The organism is Mycobacterium marinum (assembly GCF_003391395.1).
GTDB classification, from domain to species: Bacteria; Actinomycetota; Actinomycetes; order Mycobacteriales; family Mycobacteriaceae; genus Mycobacterium; species Mycobacterium marinum.
On sequence record NZ_CP024190.1, the window covers coordinates 4,819,433 to 4,837,967 of the forward strand.

Below are 18,535 nucleotides of genomic sequence, written 5' to 3' on the forward strand. Positions count from 1 at the left end.
GGCTTGACCACGAGGGAGCAACCACGTCCCGTGCCCGAGTCTGCGTCCGTTCCCGAGCTGCTGGCGATTGCCGTGGCCGCAGTGGGTGGCAGCGAACGTCCCGGCCAGGTGGAGATGGCCGACGCTGTTGCGCGGTCATTCCAGTCCGGCGAGCACTTGGTTGTTCAGGCCGGCACCGGCACCGGCAAATCGCTGGCGTACCTGATTCCGGCGATTGTGCGCGCGCTCGACGACAACGCACCCGTGGTGGTGTCTACCGCAACAATTGCGCTGCAGCGCCAGCTCGTCGATCGCGACCTACCCCGGCTGGCCGACGCACTCGCCGATGCACTCCCCCGCCAACCGCGGTTCGCGCTGCTCAAGGGGCGACGAAACTATCTATGTCTGAACAAGATCCACAGCGATGGCTCGACCGGCGATCCGGAAGCCGACGATCAGCCGCAAGAGGAACTCTTCAACCCGATGGCCGCCACCGCACTGGGCCGCGACGTGGCACGACTGACCGAATGGGCGTCCACCACCGACACCGGTGACCGCGACGACCTCAAGCCTGGGGTCGCTGAACGGTCCTGGTCCCAGGTCAGCGTCTCGGCGCGGGAATGCATCGGCGTGGCCCGCTGTCCCTACGGATCCGAGTGCTTCTCGGAACGTGCGCGCAGCCGCGCCGGTGGCGCCGACATCGTCGTCACCAACCACGCGTTGCTGGCCATCGATGCTGTCGCGGAATCGACAGTGCTGCCGGAACATTCACTACTGGTCGTCGACGAGGCGCACGAGTTGACCGACCGGGTGACCTCGGTGGCCACCGCGGAACTGACCTCAGCCGCCCTCAGCGCGGCGACGCGGCGCATCGCGCGTCTGGTGAGTCCGGAGCTGACCCAGCGGTTGGATGCGGCATCGACCACCTTCGCCTCGGCCATCCACGACGGGACGCCCGGCCGCATCGACCACCTCGACGATGAGTTGGCGACCTACCTGACCGCGCTGCGCGATGCCGCCGGCGCGGCCCGCTCGGCGATCTCCGGCACCAGCGACGCCGCGGCCGCATCAGCGCGCGCCGAATCAGCCGCGGCGTTGGCCGACATCTCCGATACCGCGTCACGAATCCTGACCTCATTCACGCCGCCCATCCCCGACCGCACCGATGTGGTCTGGCTCGAACACGAGGAAAACCGGGGTTCGCCGCGGGCCGTACTGCGGGTAGCACCGTTGTCGGTGGCCGGGCTGCTGGCCGCCACGGTGTTCTCCCGATCGACGACGGTGTTGACCTCGGCAACGCTGACGGTGGGCGGAAGCTTCGATGCCATGGCCACGGCCTGGGGCCTGACCGGACCTGGGACCGACCCCAAAAGCGAAGCGGCCGAACAACGCACGCCGTGGCGTGGCCTCGACGTCGGATCACCGTTCCACCACGCCAAGTCGGGAATCCTCTATGTGGCCGCCCACCTCCCACCGCCCGGCCGGGAGGGAGCGGCTGCGGCCGAGCAGCTGACCGAAATCGCCGAGCTCATCACCGCGGCCGGTGGGCGCACCCTGGGCCTGTTCTCCTCGATGCGGGCGGCCCGCGCCGCAGCGGAAGCCATGCGGGAGCGGCTCTCGACACCGGTGCTGTGCCAGGGCGACGACAGCACCTCCGCACTAGTCGAGCAGTTCGCCGACGACGCCGCCACCTCGTTGTTCGGCACGTTGTCGCTGTGGCAGGGCGTCGACGTGCCCGGACCATCGTTGTCCCTGGTGCTGATCGACCGCATCCCGTTTCCGCGCCCGGACGACCCGTTGCTCAGTGCCCGGCAACGGGCGGTGGCGGCCCGGGGCGGCAATGGTTTCATGGCCGTGGCGGCCAACCACGCGGCGCTGCTGCTGGCGCAGGGGGCGGGACGGCTGTTACGCCGCGTCACCGACCGGGGCGTGGTCGCAGTTCTGGACTCGCGGATGGCGACCGCCCGGTATGGGAGCTATCTGCGCGACTCGCTACCCCCGTTCTGGCAGACCACCAATGGCACCCAGGTTCGCCAGGCACTGCAGCGATTGGCCGAACTCGACGAGACCTAGCGGGTAGCGAGGGTGACCAGCCCGAGTTCGTTGCTGGCGGCCAGCATCGGATGGCGCGGAAGCACGCGCACCGTGTATCCCAGCGCCCCCGCCATCGGCAGCGGGGTCGTCGTTGAGAAGACCTGATTGCCCGCGTCGGCGTGACCGGCATAAGACATCTCGACGGTGACCGGGTCAACCAGAACATCGCCGGCGTCGACTCTGCCCAGCACCGCTTGCACCGTCACTTCATCGGGCGCCAGCCCGGCCAGTTGCACGATCGCGGTAAGAGTCAGCTTCGATCCCAGCAATGGGGTGTCGGGCAGCCCCGTGCTGTCGACGTCGGTGATCTCGATGCTGGGCCAGGCCGCTTCCACACGTCGGCGGTAGGCGGCCAACTCGCGGGCCGCCTGGTACTCGGTGCCGTCCTCGGCGGTGGCGATGGTCTTGCGCCGCGATTGTGCCGCTGGTGCGTAATACCGCTCCGTGTAGTCGCGCACCATCCGCGACGCCAGCACCTTCGGGCCAAGTGTCTGCAAGGTGTGGCGCACCATCTCGATCCAGCGCGGCGGCACCCCCCGTTCGTCGCGCTCGTAGAACTTTGGCGCCACCGAATGCTCCAGCAGGTCGTAGAGTGCGCTGGCCTCCAGGTCGTCGCGTCGTTCCGGATCGGCCACCCCATCCGCAGACGGTATTTCCCAACCGTTTTCGCCGTCGTACCATTCGTCCCACCAGCCGTCGCGAATGGACAGATTCAGCCCACCGTTGAGCGCACTCTTCATTCCTGAAGTGCCACAGGCTTCCAGCGGTCGCAGCGGATTGTTCAGCCAAATGTCGCAACCCCAGTACAGGAATCGGGCCATCGACATGTCGTAGTTGGGCAGGAAAGCGATGCGGTGCCGCACCTCGGGCCGGTCGGCAAAACGCACCACTTGCTGGATCAGCGCCTTGCCGCCGTCATCGGCCGGATGCGATTTTCCGGCAACAATCAGCTGTATCGGCCGTTGCGGATCCAGCAAGAGCTTTTCCAACCGATCCGAATCACGCAACATCAACGTCAGACGCTTATACGTCGGGACTCGGCGGGCAAAACCTACGGTCAACACATCAGGATCGAATGCCGTTGGTATCCAACCCAGTTCGGCCTCGGATGCACCTCGCTCCAGCCAGGACTGCCGCAGCCGCGCCCGCACTTCCTGCACCAGCAACGATCGCAGTTGGGAACGGATCCACCACAGATGGCCGGGGTCCACCTGATTCAGTCGTAGCCACACGGCGGGCATGCTGAACGAGTCTGAGCCGGCCAGTTCGCGACCGAGTTCCAGCCACTGGGGGGCCGCCCAGGTGCGCGCGTGCACACCGTTGGTGATCGATCCGATCGGCACGTCGTCATGATCGAATCCCGGCCACAACTCGTTGAACATGGCCCGGCTCACCCTGCCGTGCAACAGCGAGACGCCATTGGCGCGCTGCGCTAGGCGCAGGCCCATGTGGGCCATGTTGAACTTGGTGGGATCGTCTTCTGCGCCCAGGGCAAGGATGCGCTCGGTGGGCACCCCGGGCAGCAACGTGGGCTCGTCATCGGCGAAATAGCGATGCACCATCTCCACCGGGAACCGGTCGATACCGGCGGGTACGGGCGTGTGCGTGGTGAACACCGTGCTGGAGCGCACCACCGTCAACGCGGTGTCGAAGTCCAGTCCCGCGTCGGTGATCAGCTCACGGATCCGCTCGGCGCCGAGGAATCCGGCGTGCCCCTCGTTCATGTGGAACACCTCGGGGGCGGGCAGGCCCTGGATTGCGGTGAATGCCCGAATGGCCCGAATCCCGCCGATGCCGGCCAGGATCTCCTGCTTGATGCGGTGTTCCTGATCGCCACCGTAGAGCCGGTCGGTGACGCTGCGTAGGTCGTGTTCGTTTTCTGGAACATCGGAGTCGAGCAGCAGCAGCGGAACCCGACCGACCTGCGCCACCCAGATCCGGGCCCGCAGCCGAGCCGAATCCGGCAACGTCAGCTCGACCAGCACTGGGTCGCCGTTGGCGTTGGTGAGCAGGCGCAACGGCAGGCCTTGCGGGTCCAGCGATGGATAGGTTTCCTGCTGCCAGCCGTCTGCGGTCAGCGACTGCCGAAAGTAGCCGGAACGGTAATACAGACCGACCGCGATCAGCGGCAACCCCAGATCGGAGGCGGCCTTGAGGTGGTCACCAGCCAGAATCCCCAGTCCGCCGGAGTAGTTGGGCAACACCTCGGCGACGCCGAATTCCATCGAGAAGTAGGCGATGCCGGTGGGCATCGCAACGCCGTCGGCCTCCTGCTGCTGGTACCACAGCGGACGGTTGAGATAGTCGTTGAGATCGGCGGCAAGCGCGTCGAGTCGCCCCAGGAACTCTTCGTCGAGCGCCAGTTCATCGAGCCGCGCGGGCTTGACCGCGCCCAGCACCGCCACCGGGTCGTGGCCACAGCTGGTCCACAGCGCCGGATCGATGCTCGCGAACAGGTCTTGCGTTGGCTTTTCCCACGACCACCGCAGGTTCTTCGAAAGCTGGTAGAGCGCGGCCAGACGGTCGGGCAGATGCGTGCGGACGGTAAAGCGGCGAAGGGCTTTCACGCGAATAAACATTACTGAGGATTTCTAGGTGCGCACGGCTAGAGATCGACTGCTTGGGCCCCTCCGGTGTGGTCTGACACTAGGGTGGGTATGGGGCGCTAGGAGACGAGCAGACAGCGACACACGAAGAAACCCCGGCGACATCTGCTGGTAATCGTCCGGGGTGGTGATCCAGGAACGGAGTGATCGGTGCCCGGTCGTGTCGAGATCGATAACGTCCAGCCCGTCGTCTCATGTGGCACATACCCCGCCAAAGCGGTGATCGGTGAGGTGATTCCGGTCAGCGCGTCGGTATGGCGGGAAGGTCACGAGGCGGTGGCCGCGACGCTGGTGGTGCGCTATTTGGGAGCGCGCTATCCGCAAGTCGCGGATGTACGAAGGATCCAGGCGGCTGCGGCCGCGGAAGCGGAGCTGAGCACCAGGCCAGCCGAACAGCAGCGGGTCAAGCCGTTGCTGTTTCCGATGACCATGGGCGAAGAGCCCTTCGTCTTCCACGGTCAGTTCACCCCCGACAGCGTCGGGCTGTGGACGTTTCGCGTCGACGGCTGGGGTGACCCGATTCACAGCTGGCGGCACGGGCTGGTGGCCAAACTCGACGCCGGGCAGGGCGAGAGCGAGCTGTCCAACGACCTGCTGGCCGGCGCGGCGCTGCTGGAGCGCGCCGCGACCGGGGTGCCGCGCGCACAACGCTGGCCGCTGATGGAGGCCGCGGCAGCATTGCGGGCCCCGGGCGATCCGGTGACTCGCTCGGCCCTGGCGCTGACGCCCGAGATCGACGAAGTGCTCGAGCTGTATCCGCTGCGGGATCTGGTCACCCGCGGCGAGCAGCTCGGAGTCTGGGTCGATCGGCCCGTGGCGCGCTTCGGGGCCTGGTATGAGATGTTCCCCCGCTCGACCGGTGGTTGGGACGACGAGGGCAAGCCGGTGCACGGGACCTTCGCCACCGCGACGGCACAACTCCCCCGCATCGCGGGCATGGGATTCGACGTGGTCTACCTTCCGCCGATTCACCCGATCGGCAAGGTGCACCGCAAGGGCCCCAACAACAACCCCACCGCCGTACCCGGGGATGTCGGATCTCCGTGGGCGATCGGCAGCGACGAGGGTGGTCACGACGCGGTCCATCCGGACCTGGGCACCATCGACGACTTTGATGAGTTCGTGGCAACGGCGCGCGATCTGGGCATGGAGGTCGCCCTGGATCTCGCGCTGCAGTGCGCTCCGGATCACCCATGGGCGCGTGAACACCGCAACTGGTTCACGGAGTTGCCGGACGGCACCATCGCCTACGCGGAGAATCCGCCGAAGAAGTACCAGGACATCTATCCGCTCAACTTCGACAACGACCCTGCCGGGCTCTACGCCGAAGTCTTGCGGGTGGTGCAATATTGGATCGACCATGGGGTCAAGTTCTTTCGAGTTGACAACCCGCACACCAAGCCGCCCAATTTCTGGGCTTGGCTGATCGGCCAGATCAAGGCCGTCGACCCCGACGTCCTGTTCCTGTCCGAGGCGTTCACGCCGCCGGCCCGTCAGTACGGACTGGCCAAGCTCGGCTTCACCCAGTCCTACAGCTATTTCACCTGGCGGACCGCCAAGTGGGAGCTCACCGAATTCGGCAACGACATAGCCAAGCTCGCCGACTTCCGACGGCCCAACCTCTTCGTCAACACCCCCGACATCCTGCACGCCGTGCTGCAGCACCATGGCCCAGGCATGTTCGCCATCCGCGCGGTGCTGGCCGCCACCATGGGTCCCGCTTGGGGCGTGTACTCGGGCTATGAGTTGTTCGAGCACCGCGCCGTGCGCGAGGGCAGCGAGGAGTACCTGGACTCGGAGAAGTATGAACTGCGTCCTCGTGACTTCGCGGGTGCTCTCGCCGAGGGCAGATCGCTGGAACCGTTCATCACACAGCTCAACGCGATTCGGCGACTGCATCCGGCACTGCAGCAGTTGCGCACGATCTACTTCCACCATGTCGACAATGACGCGTTGCTGGCCTACAGCAAGTTCGACCCGGCCACCGGCGACTGCGTTCTGGTGGTCGTGACGCTGAATGCCTTCACGCCCGAGGTGGCCACACTGTCGTTGGACATGCACGCATTGGGCATGGAGCCCTACGACCGGTTCTGGGTACGTGACGAAGTAACCGGCGAGGAATATCAGTGGGGGCAAACGAATTACATTCGCATCGATCCGGGCCGAGCGGTTGCCCACATCATCAACATGCCACTTATACCGGAACAATCTCGAATCACATTGCTACGCAGGAGGTGAGGGGCAGTGAGCAGAACCGACCAACTCGCCGGGACGCACCTGGCGCCCGAACCCAACGACTTGGCGCGCCTAGTCGCCGGTTCACACCACAATCCGCATGGCGTCCTGGGCGCCCACGAGTACGGCGACCACACAGTCATCCGTGCGTTTCGGCCGCACGCGGCAGAAGTGATCGCCATAGTCGGTGACCACCGGTTTCCGATGCAGCACATCGAGTCTGGCTTGTTCGCAGTCGCGCTGCCCTTTGTCGACCTCATCGACTACCGACTGCAAGTCAGCTATGAGAACTCGGAGCCGTTCACGGTTGCCGACGCGTACCGCTTCCTGCCCACCCTGGGCGAGGTGGACCTGCACCTGTTCGCCGAGGGCCGCCATGAGCGACTCTGGGAGGCGCTCGGCGCCCACCCCCGCTTGTTCACCACGGCCGACGGCGTGGTCCACGGGGTGTCCTTCGCGGTGTGGGCTCCCAACGCCGAGGGTGTCAGCCTGATCGGCGACTTCAACGGATGGAGCGGCAGTGAAGCTCCCATGCGGGTGTTGGGTTCCTCGGGGGTGTGGGAATTATTCTGGCCCGACTTCCCCGCCGACGGGCTCTACAAGTTCCGGGTACACGGAGCCGACGGTGTGGTCTCGGAGCGGGCCGACCCGTTCGCCTTCGGCACCGAAGTACCGCCCCAGACGGCATCGCGGGTAACCGTAAGCGACTACAGCTGGGGTGACGGCGTCTGGATGAACGAGCGTGCACAACGCAATCCGGTATTCGAGCCGATGAGCACCTACGAGGTCCACCTAGGTTCGTGGCGACCCGGCCTCAGCTATCGCCAGCTCGCCACGGAGCTGACGGATTACGTTGTGGCACATAAGTTCACTCACGTAGAGCTACTCCCCGTTGCAGAACATCCGTTCGCCGGGTCGTGGGGATACCAGGTCACGTCCTACTACGCGCCGACATCCCGGTTCGGCACCCCCGACGACTTCCGGGCCCTGGTCGATGCACTGCACCAAGCGGGCATCGGGGTCATCGTGGACTGGGTGCCCGCGCACTTCCCCAAGGATGCATGGGCCCTAGGGCGGTTCGACGGGACACCGCTCTACGAACACTCGGACCCCAAAAGGGGTGAGCAACTAGACTGGGGAACTTACGTTTTCGACTTCGGCCGGCCTGAGGTGCGCAACTTCCTGGTGGCCAACGCGTTGTACTGGATCGAGCAGTTCCACATCGATGGCCTGCGAGTGGACGCGGTGGCGTCGATGCTGTATCTGGACTACTCCCGCCCGCAGGACGGCTGGACACCGAACATCTACGGCGGGCGAGAGAACCTGGAGGCGGTGCAGTTCCTGCAGGAAATGAATGCCACAGCGCACAAGGCAGCGCCGGGCATCGTCACCATTGCCGAGGAGTCCACCTCGTGGCCCGGGGTGACTCGACCAACCAGCATTGGCGGCCTGGGCTTCTCGATGAAATGGAACATGGGCTGGATGCACGACACGCTCGACTACGTCAGCCGCGATCCCATCTATCGCAGCTACCACCATCACGAGATGACGTTCTCGATGCTGTACGCGTTCAGCGAGAACTACGTGCTGCCGCTGAGTCACGATGAGGTGGTCCACGGCAAAGGCACGTTATGGGGCCGGATGCCGGGTAGCAATCACACCAAGGCCGCCGGCTTGCGGAGCCTGCTCGCCTACCAATGGGCCCACCCCGGCAAGCAACTGCTGTTCATGGGACAGGAGTTCGGTCAGCGCGCCGAGTGGTCCGAACAGCGCGGCCTGGACTGGTTCCAACTCGACGAGAACGGCTTCTCGAATGGCGTCTTGCGCCTGGTCCGCGACATCAACGAGATCTACTGCGACCATTGCGCATTGTGGAGTCAGGACACCACCCCCGAGGGCTATTCCTGGATCGACGCCAACGACTCGGCGAACAATGTCTTGAGCTTCCTGCGGCATGGCAGCGACGGCTCGGTGATGGCCTGCATATTCAACTTCGCGGGTTCAGAACACAGCGACTATCGCCTCGGCCTGCCGATCGCCGGTCGTTGGCGTGAGGTGCTCAATACCGACGCAACGATCTACAACGGCTCTGGAGTCGGTAATTTCGGCGGCGTTGATGCCACCGCGGAGCCATGGCACGGCCGTCCGGCATCCGCGGTGCTGGTGCTGCCGCCCTCGTCGGCGCTGTGGCTGGAACCCGCCTAGCCGCGATCGACGCCGGCGCCACCGCGACCCACCCGGCATCAGCGGGGGCGGTTGATGCTGCTGGCCGTCAGTAGAGCGCGCTGGCCAGGCTGCGCCGGCCCGCGATCACCTCGGGGTCGGCAGGGTCAAAGAGCTCGAACAGCTCGATCAGCCGAGTGCGCACCCTGGTGCGTTCGTCACCGGAGGTGCGTCGTACCAACGCAACCAGACGTTCGAATGCCCCGGTGACGTCCTGACTGAGGACTTGCACGTCGGCGGCCGCAAACGCCGCATCGACATCATCCGGAGCGGCGTCGGCAACAAGGACGGCATCGGGCCGCTGGGCGGTTGCCCGCGAAAGGAAGTCGATCTGACGAATGGCCGCCTTCGCTTCGACGCTGTTTGGATTGGCGTCCAGCACCGCCTGATACGACCCCCTTGCGGCGTCGAAGTCGCCTTCCTCGAGTTCCGCGCGGGCCTGGGCCACAGTTGGATCGACTTCCTCTGCATCCTCCGAACCGACTACACCGCTTAGCTTTCCGTCGGTCGCCGACAGGAGAGAATCCACCCAGAGGCGCAGTTGCTCGGCAGGCTGGGGCCCCTGAAAGCTCGAAATCGGCTGCGCCGCAGCCAAAGCCACCACCGTTGGCACCGCTTGCACACCGAATATCTGAGCGACTCGGGGCACCACGTCGACGTTGACCGTGGCAAGCCGCCACTTGCCCATATCGGCGGCGGCAAGGCCGGACAGCGTGTCGACCAGTTCGACGCACACATCGCTGCGCGGCGACCACAGCACCACCACAACGGGCACTTCGTCGGACCGGCCAATCACCTCGTCTTCGAAGTTGGCCTCGGTGACCTCAACCACACCCGGCTGAGCCTCGGGCGCCTTGCCGGAAGCGCCGCCTGCCGCGGTGTCTTGTTGGGCTCGTTGCTTGAGACCGGAAAGATCGACCGCACCTGCCAAGGCCGGCCCGATCGGAGGTCGGGGACGCGTCACGTGATCAAGTCTGTCACGCCGCGTCGGCACCGATCCACCCGGTCGCGGCGGTCTCACGACTGGCCAATTGAGTGCCCTGAATACGCCCACGACGCCTGGGTCACGGAATTATGACCAATCTCACACCACCCCTTGCCGGCTCGCATCCAGCAACCTCGGCGAGCCCTCGGGAGGGCCTATCCGGCGCGCAGAATCAGGGCGTCGCCCTGCCCTCCGCCGCCACACAGCGCGGCAACCCCGTAGCCCGAACCGCGCCGCGCCAGCTCCAGCGCAACGTGCAGCGTGATGCGGGCTCCCGACATACCGATCGGGTGCCCGAAGGCGATCGCACCACCGTTGACGTTGACGATCTCCGGATCGAGTCCAAGTTCCTTGGTCGAGGCCAAGGCAACGGCGGCGAATGCCTCGTTGATCTCCACCACATCGAGCCGGTCGGCCGTGATGCCCTCTTTGTCCAGGGCCTTCTTGATCGCGTTGGCCGGCTGCGACTGCAGCGTCGAGTCCGGGCCCGCCGCCACACCGTGCGCACCGATCTCGACCAGCCAAGTCAGCCCCAGTTCCTGAGCCTTTTCCTTGCTCATCACCACGACCGCGGCCGCACCGTCGGAAATCTGCGACGATGAGCCTGCGGTGACGGTGCCGTCCTTGCGAAACGCCGGCTTGAGGCCTGCCAAGGAATCGGCGGTGGTGTTGGCCCGGATTCCTTCGTCTTCGCTGAACTGCAGCGGATCGCCCTTGCGCTGAGGCACACTCACCGGCACCACTTCATCGGCGAAGACGCCATCTTTCCAGGCAGCGGCCGCTTTTTGATGCGACGCGGCCGAGTATTCGTCTTGCTGGCGCCGGGTGAAACCGTCCACGTCGTTGCGTTGCTCGGTGAGAGCGCCCATGGGCTGATCGGTGAAGGCGTCGTGCAGTCCGTCGTAGGCCATGTGGTCCAGCACGGTGACATCGCCGTATTTGTAGCCGGACCTGCTATCCATCAGCAGATGAGGCGCCTTGGTCATGGATTCCTGACCACCGGCGACCACCACTTCGAACTCCCCGGCCCGAATGAGCTGGTCAGCCAGCGCGACGGCGTCGATGCCGGACAGACACATCTTGTTGATCGTCAGCGCGGGTACGTCCCAGCCGATGCCCGCCGCGACCGCGGCCTGCCGCGCGGGCATCTGTCCCGCGCCCGCCGTGAGCACCTGGCCCATGATCACGTACTCGACCAGTGAGGCCGGCACATTCCCCTTCTCCAAGGCTGCCTTGATGGCGATCGCGCCCAGGTCGCTCGCGCTGAAATCCTTCAGCGAACCCATCAACCGACCGATCGGTGTCCGGGCTCCAGCAACGATCACCGACGTCGTCATGACTACCTCCTAAACGCAACGGAACGGCCGATCCGGCCAACCCGAAGAAGCAGATTCTCCGCTATGAGGTTACCGTTGTGTTATGACGACCGATCAAGTTGACGCCCGTCAGATTCTGGAAACCTCACTGGTGACCGGGCTCGATCACGTCGGCATCGCCGTCGCCGATCTAGATGCGGCCATCGAGTGGTACCACGACCACTTGGGGCTGATTCTAGTCCACGAGGAAGTCAACGACGACCAGGGAATCCGTGAGGCGATGCTGGCGGTGCCCAGCGCCCCCGAGACGGCCCAAATCCAGTTGATGGCGCCGATCGACGAGTCGTCAGTGATCGCGAAGTTCCTGCAGAAGCGGGGTCCGGGCATCCAGCAGTTCGCCTGCCGGGTACGCAATCTCGAGAAACTGAGCGAGCAGCTGCGGGCTCAGGGCATCCGTTTGGTCTACGAAACCCCTCGACGGGGCACCGCGGATTCGCGGATCAACTTCATCCACCCGAAGGACGCTGGTGGCGTCCTCATCGAATTGGTGGAGCCGGCCCGCAGGGTCTAAGACCACTTACGCGTCGGACTGCGAGTTGCGCGGCTTGCCCAGCACGACGTGTGCCAGTGCCGCCGGTCGTCCGCCGCTCCCGGTAGCTCAATCGGCCATACCACCACATGTGCAGTGCCCGAACGGATTTCGTGGTCGCACCCCGGACACCGATAGGTCTTGACGGCGCGGGCCGCCGCAATTGGGCGCACTTCGTAGTCGTAGCCGTCCGACCCTGCCTCCACCCTGCGCAACATCGGTGCGAAGGACATCGGCCGCTGCCGGCGTGGGGATCCGCGGCGCCGAGCCATCCGGCCAGTCTAATCGCGGCGCTCAGAACAGCCGGTACTCGTCACTGTCCATCCCACGCATCTTGTCGTAATCCAATGTCACACAACGGATACCCCGGTCGGTGGCCAGAGTGCGGGCCTGCGGCTTGATCTGTTGAGCCGCGAACACACCTTTCACCGGTGCCAGCACGCTGTCACGGTTGAGCAACTCGAGATAGCGGGTGAGCTGCTCCACACCGTCGATTTCACCGCGGCGCTTGATCTCCACCGCAACCGCTCCTCCGCTTTCATCGCGGCACAACAGGTCCACCGGCCCGATCGCGGTCATGTACTCCCGCCGGACCAGCGTGTACCCCTCCCCCAGCAGCTGAACATGCTCGGCGAGCAGCACCTGCAGGTGGGCCTCCACACCGTCCTTCACCAATCCGGGATCGACCCCCAGCTCGTGGCTGGAGTCGTGCTCGATTTCTTCGACGGAGATGCGCAGCTGTTCGCCACCCTTGTTGGTCACCACCCACACCGGTGAGTCGCCGCCGGGCTCTTCGGTCAACCAGCAGGGCGGACTCATCCAGTTCAACGGCTTATAGGCACGGTCGTCGGCATGCACGCTGACCGAACCATCGGCCTTGAACAACAGCAACCTGCGCGCGGACGGCAGATGTGCGGTGAGGCGGCCAACGTAGTCGACGGTGCATTGAGCAATGACTAGACGCACCCGAATCACCTTAGAGCGTGCCCGACAAATTAGGCTGACGCCACCATGCCGTCGACGAAGGCCGCCGAGACGGGCAGCAAGAAAGGCGCCAAGAAGGGCGTTGCGCAGCGCCTGGGGCGGGTGCTCGAAAGGGTGACCCGTCAAAGCGGGCGGCTGCCGGAGACACCGGCGTACGGCTCATGGCTGCTCGGTCGGGTCTCGGAAAGCCAACAACGCCGACGGATACGCATCCAAACGATCCTGACGGTCATGGTCGTGGTCGCGAATCTGCTCGGGATCGCGGTGTCCATCCTGCTGGTGACCGTCGCAATCCCATCACCGAGCGTTTTCACCGAAGCACCGTGGTGGATCACGTTCGTGGTGGTGCCGTCCTACATCGTGGTTGCGCTGGCGCTGGGAACGTATTGGATCACCCGACGGACGGTGCTTGCCCTGCGATGGGCGATCGAGGAACGCCAGCCGACGCCGGAGGACGAGCGCAACACATTCCTGGCCGCGTGGCGAGTGGCCGTCGTCGACCTGATTCTGTGGGGATCCGGAGCGGTCCTGCTGACGACTCTGTATGGCATGGCCAACACCATGTTCATCCCACGGTTTCTGTTCGCCGTGACATTCTGCGGGGTGCTGGTCGCCACCGGCAGCTATCTGCTCACCGAGTTTGCCTTGCGTCCGGTCGCGGCTCAGGCGTTGGCGGCGGGACCGCCGCCACGGCGATTGTCCTCGGGCATCATGGGCCGAACCATGATGGTGTGGCTGCTTGGTTCGGGAGTTCCGGTGGTCGGCATCGCCCTGGTCGCCGTCTTCCAGATTGCGTTGCGCAACCTGTCGGAGACCCAGTTCGCGGTCGGGGTACTCATCGTGTCGATGGCAACGCTGATCTTCGGTTTCATCCTGATGTGGATCATGTCGTGGCTGACCGCGACACCGGTGCGCGTGGTCCGCGCGGCCCTGCATCGGGTGGCCAACGGCGACCTGCGGGGAGACCTGGTGGTCTTCGACGGGACAGAGCTCGGCGAGCTACAACGCGGTTTCAACACGATGGTCGACGGACTGCGCGAGCGTGAACGAGTGCGCGACCTGTTTGGCCGCCACGTCGGGCGCGAGGTGGCGATCGCGGCCGAACGGGAACGGCCCAAACTCGGCGGCGAAGAACGCCACGTCGCCGTGGTTTTTATCGACATCGTCGGCTCCACCAAATTGGTCACCAGCCAGCCGCCGGCCGATGTCGTCGCGCTGCTCAACCGGTTTTTCGCGGTGGTCGTCGACGAGGTGGATCGCCATCGCGGGCTGGTCAACAAATTTGAGGGCGACGCATCGCTGGCGATCTTCGGAGCACCCAACCACCTCGAGCGACCCGAGGATCAGGCCCTGGCCGCGGCGCGAACCATCGCCGCACGGCTGGCCAGCGAAGTACCCGAATGCCAGGCGGGCATCGGCGTGGCGGCAGGACAGGTGGTGGCCGGCAACGTCGGTTCCAAGGAGCGCTTCGAGTACACGGTGATCGGCGAACCCGTCAACGAGGCCGCCCGCCTGTGTGAACTCGCCAAAGACCACCCGGGCCGGTTGCTGGCGTCAGGGGCCGCACTCGACGGCGCCAGCCACGACGAACGTGCGCGCTGGTCTGTCGGCAAGACCGTGACACTACGCGGCCACGACCAACCCACCCGCCTGGCCGCACCCATCTGAAACCTGGCCGCGCTGGGAGTCCAGTTCCATACGGCCACCCCAACTCACCTGTCCACACCGAGACGGACCCGGCGATGTGGCGAATAAATTCCGGCCTCAAACAGCCGTCAAGGAACTAGGCTTGCGCCACCATGGTCGCCACAAACACGGTAGTCCAGCGCTTGCGTCGAGCGTTGGAGAAGATTACCCAGCAGAGCGACCAGCTAACAGAAAACTATGCGTACGGCTCCCGGCTGCTCGGACAGTTGACGGAGACTCCACAACGCCGGCGAGTCCGCATCCAGCTCATGCTGACCTCATCCATCATGGCCGCGAACCTGGTCGCGATAGGTGTCGCGTTGCTGCTGGTGTTCGTGGCCATCCCGGAGCCCAACGTCATTACCGAGGCGCCGAGATGGCTCACCTTCGGCGTCGGAGCCGGATATGACGTGACGGCATTTGTGGTCGGAAGCTTCTGGATTACCTCCAACACCGTTCGGGCCCTGCGTTGGTATATCGAGGGCCGCCCGCCCAACCGCGCCGAGAGTCGTGAAACCTTCCTGGTTCCGTCCCGAATCGCGGCTGTCCACCTGTTCTTGTGGGGACTGGGGACGTTGTTGTTCACCACCCTCTACGGCCTGATCGACATCCGCTTTATCCCGAAATATCTCTTCTCGGTCAGCTTTTGCGGAATCTTGGTGGCCACCGGCAGCTACCTACTCACCGAGTTCGCCTTGCGGCCGCTGACCGCTCAAGCTCTTGAAACAGGCCCCCCACCCCGACGGATCGTCTCGGGCATCATGGGGCGAACCATCCTGATCTGGCTGCTCGGTTCGGGCGTGCCGGTCGTGGGCATCGCTTTACTGGCGGTCTTCGAAATAGCGCTGTTGCACCTCACCGAGGTGGAATTCGCCGTGGGCGTATTGATTGCGTCCAGTGCAACCCTGGTCTTCGGGTTGTTGCTGATCGCTATCTCGGCGTGGCTGACGGCTACCCCGGTACGGGTCGTGCGGGCCGCACTCAAGCGCGTCGAACGAGGGGACCTACGGGGAGATGTTGTGGTCTTCGACGGCAGCGAACTCGGCGAGCTGCAGAGCGGCTTCAACTCCATGGTCGAGGGGCTGCGTGAGCGCGAACGCGTCCGCGACCTTTTCGGCCGCCACGTCGGACGCGAAGTTGCCGCGGCCGCGGAACGAAAGCCGCCGCAGCTGGGCGGCGAAGAGCGTTATGTCGCGGTTGTTTTCGTCGATATCATCGGCTCGACACAACTGGTGAGCAACCGGCCGGCCACAGACGTGGTGCAGTTGCTCAACCGATTTTTCGCGGTGATCGTCGATGAGGTGGAGCGTCACCGCGGCCTGGTCAACAAATTCGAAGGTGACGCCTCCCTGGCCATCTTCGGTGCGCCAAATCCACTCGAGTGCCCCGAAGTCGCGGCATTGAGCGCCGCACGGGCCATCGCCGGGCGACTCTGCACCGAGGTGCCGGAGTGCCGGGCGGGCATCGGCGTGGCCGCAGGACAAGTGGTCGCCGGCAATGTCGGCGCCAATGAGAGGTTCGAATACACCGTGATCGGTGGACCGGTGAACGAGGCGGCCCGGCTGTGTGAACTGGCCAAATCGTATTCCGCCCGCCTAGTGGCATCCTCGGAAACGGTAGCCGGCGCAACCGAAACCGAACGTGCCCATTGGAATTTGGCGGAGACGGTGACACTTCGCGGCCGCGACCGGCCGACCCGCCTGGCCATCCCCGCCAGCAGCCCACGCCCGTAGCCGTCGCCGGAGACCGCTGTCAGCTCACTTTGATGTCGTTTTTCCGCCAGTCATGACGCTGCGCAGGTGTAATCCTCTAAGGGTGCACGAAGACTTCGAACGCTGCTATCGGGCGGTCCAATCCAAGGACGCTCGGTTTGACGGCTGGTTCGTGACCGCGGTGCTGACCACCCGGATCTACTGCCGGCCGAGTTGCCCCGTTCGCCCACCGTTCGCCCGCAACGTGCGGTTTCTTCCAACAGCTGCGGCAGCTCAACGTGAGGGCTTCCGGGCCTGCAAACGTTGCTGCCCTGACGCGTCACCGGGTTCGCCGGAATGGAACGTGCGCGGCGACATCGTCGCGAGGGCGATGCGGTTGGTTGCCGACGGCACCGTGGACCGCGAAGGTGTCACCGGGCTTGCCGCGCGTCTGGGCTACACCACACGCCAGCTGGAACGCCTGCTGCAGGCTGAGGTCGGCGCCGGTCCCCTCGCGCTGGCCCGCGCCCAACGGATGCAGACCGCACGGGTGCTGATCGAGACCACCGATCTGCCCTTCGGCGACGTGGCGTTTGCGGCCGGGTTCTCCAGTATCCGGCAGTTCAATGACACCATCCGCCTGGTTTGCGACAGCACACCAACGGCGTTGCGTCGACACGCTGCCGCGCGGTTCGGCGCACCCGCCGCCTCGCCGGGAACGGTATCCCTGCGCCTGCCGGTGCGAACCCCCTTTGCCTACCAGGGTGTCTTCGGCCACCTCGCCGCCGGCGCCGTGCCGGGTTGTGAGGAGGTCCGTGATGGTGCCTATCGACGCACGCTGCGACTGTCGTCCGGCAATGGCATCGTCACGCTGACACCCGCGCCCGACCACGTCCGGTGTCTACTGGTGCTCGACGATTTCCGCGACCTCGCGGCCGCCACGGCCAGATGCCGGCGCCTGCTCGATCTTGATGCCGACCCGGAGGCTGTTGTGGAGGCCCTCAGTGGCGACCCCGCTCTGGGCCCGGTAGTAGCCACGGCACCTGGGCAGCGCATACCCCGCACCGTGGACGAGGCAGAACTCGCCGTGCGCGCCGTGCTCGCACAACAGGTGTCGACCAAGGCTGCGCGTACCCACGCGGCCCGCCTGGTCACCGCCTACGGCCGACCGATCCACGATCAAGGCGGAACCTTGACTCATACCTTCCCGTCGGTGCAGGACCTGGCCGAAATCGACCCGATCCATCTGGCCGTCCCCAAGACCCGACAGCGCACCTTGAGCATGATGGTCGACGCCATCGCCGACCGAAGGGTGAACCTGGACGCCGGATGCGACTGGACTCGGGCGCGAGAGCAGCTGCTCGATATCCCCGGAGTCGGCCCGTGGACCGCGGAAGTCATTGCCATGCGCGGGCTGGGCGACCCGGACGCGTTTCCGGTCGCAGACCTTGGCGTCCGGCTCGCCGCGAAACAGTTGGGCCTGCCCCAGCGTCAACCGGGTCTACTGGAGCGCAGTGCGCGCTGGCGTCCCTGGCGTTCGTATGCAACCCAACACCTTTGGACCACACTCGAGCATTCGGTAAACGATTGGCCACCACGGGAGGTTGCATGACTCACTACCGCATCATTGATAGCCCAATAGGGCCGCTGACCCTGGCCGGGTATGACGGCGTGTTGACCAATCTGCGGATGGTCGACCAGACCTACGAACCCAGCCGCGTCGGCTGGGAAGTTGATGATGAGGCGTTCGCCGATGCGGTGAGCCAACTCGACGCCTATTTCGCTGGTGAGCGTTTCGACTTCGATCTGGCGTTAGACCTGCGTGGGACCGAGTTCCAGCGACGTGTCTGGCGGGCACTGCTGACGATTCCCTACGGCGAAACCCGTTCCTATGGCGAAATTGCGGAGCGGATTGGTGCGCGGGGTGCGGCTCGTGCGGTTGGGCTGGCCAATGGCCGTAATCCGGTAGCGGTGATTGTTCCGTGTCATCGTGTGATTGGTGCCAGTGGGGGGCTTACTGGCTATGGGGGTGGCCTTGATCGGAAGCAGGCGTTGTTGGAGTTGGAGAGGGCGTGTGTGCCGGCGGATCTGACTGTGCGGGCGGATCTGACGTTATTCGATTGTTGACATGCAAAAACACCCCCAGA

The 18,535-nt window shown here is 65.1% G+C and carries 13 protein-coding genes; 8 read left to right on the forward strand and 5 right to left on the reverse strand.

The annotated features are described in order from the left end of the window. The first annotated feature begins 30 nt into the window (after nt 1–30). Entirely contained in the window at nt 31–2,052 is a 2,022-nt protein-coding gene (locus CCUG20998_RS20140; RefSeq protein WP_020730056.1) for an ATP-dependent DNA helicase, read from the forward strand. On the opposite strand, the gene CCUG20998_RS20145 is transcribed toward CCUG20998_RS20140, so the two are convergent. Next, a complete protein-coding gene (locus CCUG20998_RS20145; protein ID WP_036456530.1) occupies nt 2,049–4,640 on the reverse strand; it encodes a glycosyltransferase family 1 protein in 2,592 nt (863 codons plus the stop codon). The genes CCUG20998_RS20140 and CCUG20998_RS20145 overlap by 4 nt on opposite strands. A 189-nt stretch (nt 4,641–4,829) precedes the next feature. On the opposite strand from CCUG20998_RS20145, the gene CCUG20998_RS20150 reads away from it, so the two are divergent. Together CCUG20998_RS20150 and glgB are read left to right on the forward strand one after the other, a co-directional pair. Continuing rightward, complete coding sequence (locus CCUG20998_RS20150; RefSeq protein ID WP_020730054.1) at nt 4,830–6,917, forward strand: alpha-1,4-glucan--maltose-1-phosphate maltosyltransferase; 2,088 nt, start codon at nt 4,830–4,832, stop codon at nt 6,915–6,917. A gap of 6 nt (nt 6,918–6,923) precedes the next feature. Beyond that, nucleotides 6,924–9,119 carry a 1,4-alpha-glucan branching protein GlgB gene (gene glgB / locus CCUG20998_RS20155; RefSeq protein WP_020730053.1) on the forward strand — a complete coding sequence of 732 codons (2,196 nt, stop codon included), beginning with the start codon at nt 6,924–6,926 and terminating at the stop codon, nt 9,117–9,119. Between the two features lie 67 nt (nt 9,120–9,186). On the opposite strand, the gene CCUG20998_RS20160 is transcribed toward glgB, so the two are convergent. Together CCUG20998_RS20160 and CCUG20998_RS20165 are read right to left on the reverse strand one after the other, a co-directional pair. Then, entirely contained in the window at nt 9,187–10,101 is a 915-nt protein-coding gene (locus tag CCUG20998_RS20160; RefSeq protein WP_036456211.1) for a tetratricopeptide repeat protein, read from the reverse strand. A 176-nt stretch (nt 10,102–10,277) separates the two neighbouring features. Next, the gene (locus tag CCUG20998_RS20165; RefSeq protein WP_020730051.1) at nt 10,278–11,459 is read right to left on the reverse strand and encodes an acetyl-CoA C-acetyltransferase; all 1,182 of its coding nucleotides are present in this window, start codon (nt 11,457–11,459) and stop codon (nt 10,278–10,280) included. Between the two features lie 82 nt (nt 11,460–11,541). Between CCUG20998_RS20165 and mce the strand changes: the two genes are divergently transcribed. Then, nucleotides 11,542–12,009 (forward strand): methylmalonyl-CoA epimerase, encoded by a 468-nt coding sequence (mce, locus tag CCUG20998_RS20170; protein ID WP_020730050.1) that lies wholly within the window; start codon nt 11,542–11,544, stop codon nt 12,007–12,009. Here mce and CCUG20998_RS20175 read toward each other — a convergent pair. Both CCUG20998_RS20175 and nucS read right to left on the reverse strand, forming a co-directional pair. After that, nucleotides 12,006–12,299: a hypothetical protein gene (locus CCUG20998_RS20175; RefSeq protein WP_081651060.1), complete on the reverse strand. Its 294-nt coding sequence runs from the start codon at nt 12,297–12,299 to the stop codon at nt 12,006–12,008. The genes mce and CCUG20998_RS20175 overlap by 4 nt on opposite strands. 22 nt (nt 12,300–12,321) lie before the next feature. Continuing rightward, a complete protein-coding gene (gene nucS, locus CCUG20998_RS20180) occupies nt 12,322–12,993 on the reverse strand; it encodes an endonuclease NucS (protein ID WP_012395662.1) in 672 nt (223 codons plus the stop codon). Between the two features lie 45 nt (nt 12,994–13,038). Between nucS and CCUG20998_RS20185 the strand changes: the two genes are divergently transcribed. The 4 genes from CCUG20998_RS20185 (at nt 13,039) to CCUG20998_RS20200 (ending at nt 18,515) form a co-directional block, all read left to right on the forward strand. After that, nucleotides 13,039–14,679 (forward strand): adenylate/guanylate cyclase domain-containing protein, encoded by a 1,641-nt coding sequence (locus CCUG20998_RS20185; protein WP_020730049.1) that lies wholly within the window; start codon nt 13,039–13,041, stop codon nt 14,677–14,679. A gap of 131 nt (nt 14,680–14,810) precedes the next feature. After that, complete coding sequence (locus CCUG20998_RS20190; RefSeq protein ID WP_038580358.1) at nt 14,811–16,430, forward strand: adenylate/guanylate cyclase domain-containing protein; 1,620 nt, start codon at nt 14,811–14,813, stop codon at nt 16,428–16,430. A gap of 82 nt (nt 16,431–16,512) precedes the next feature. Next, entirely contained in the window at nt 16,513–18,000 is a 1,488-nt protein-coding gene (locus tag CCUG20998_RS20195; RefSeq protein WP_050674600.1) for a DNA-3-methyladenine glycosylase 2 family protein, read from the forward strand. Beyond that, nucleotides 17,997–18,515 carry a methylated-DNA--[protein]-cysteine S-methyltransferase gene (locus CCUG20998_RS20200; RefSeq protein ID WP_020730048.1) on the forward strand — a complete coding sequence of 173 codons (519 nt, stop codon included), beginning with the start codon at nt 17,997–17,999 and terminating at the stop codon, nt 18,513–18,515. Before CCUG20998_RS20195 ends, CCUG20998_RS20200 begins: the two co-directional genes overlap by 4 nt. Nucleotides 18,516–18,535 lie beyond the last annotated feature (20 nt).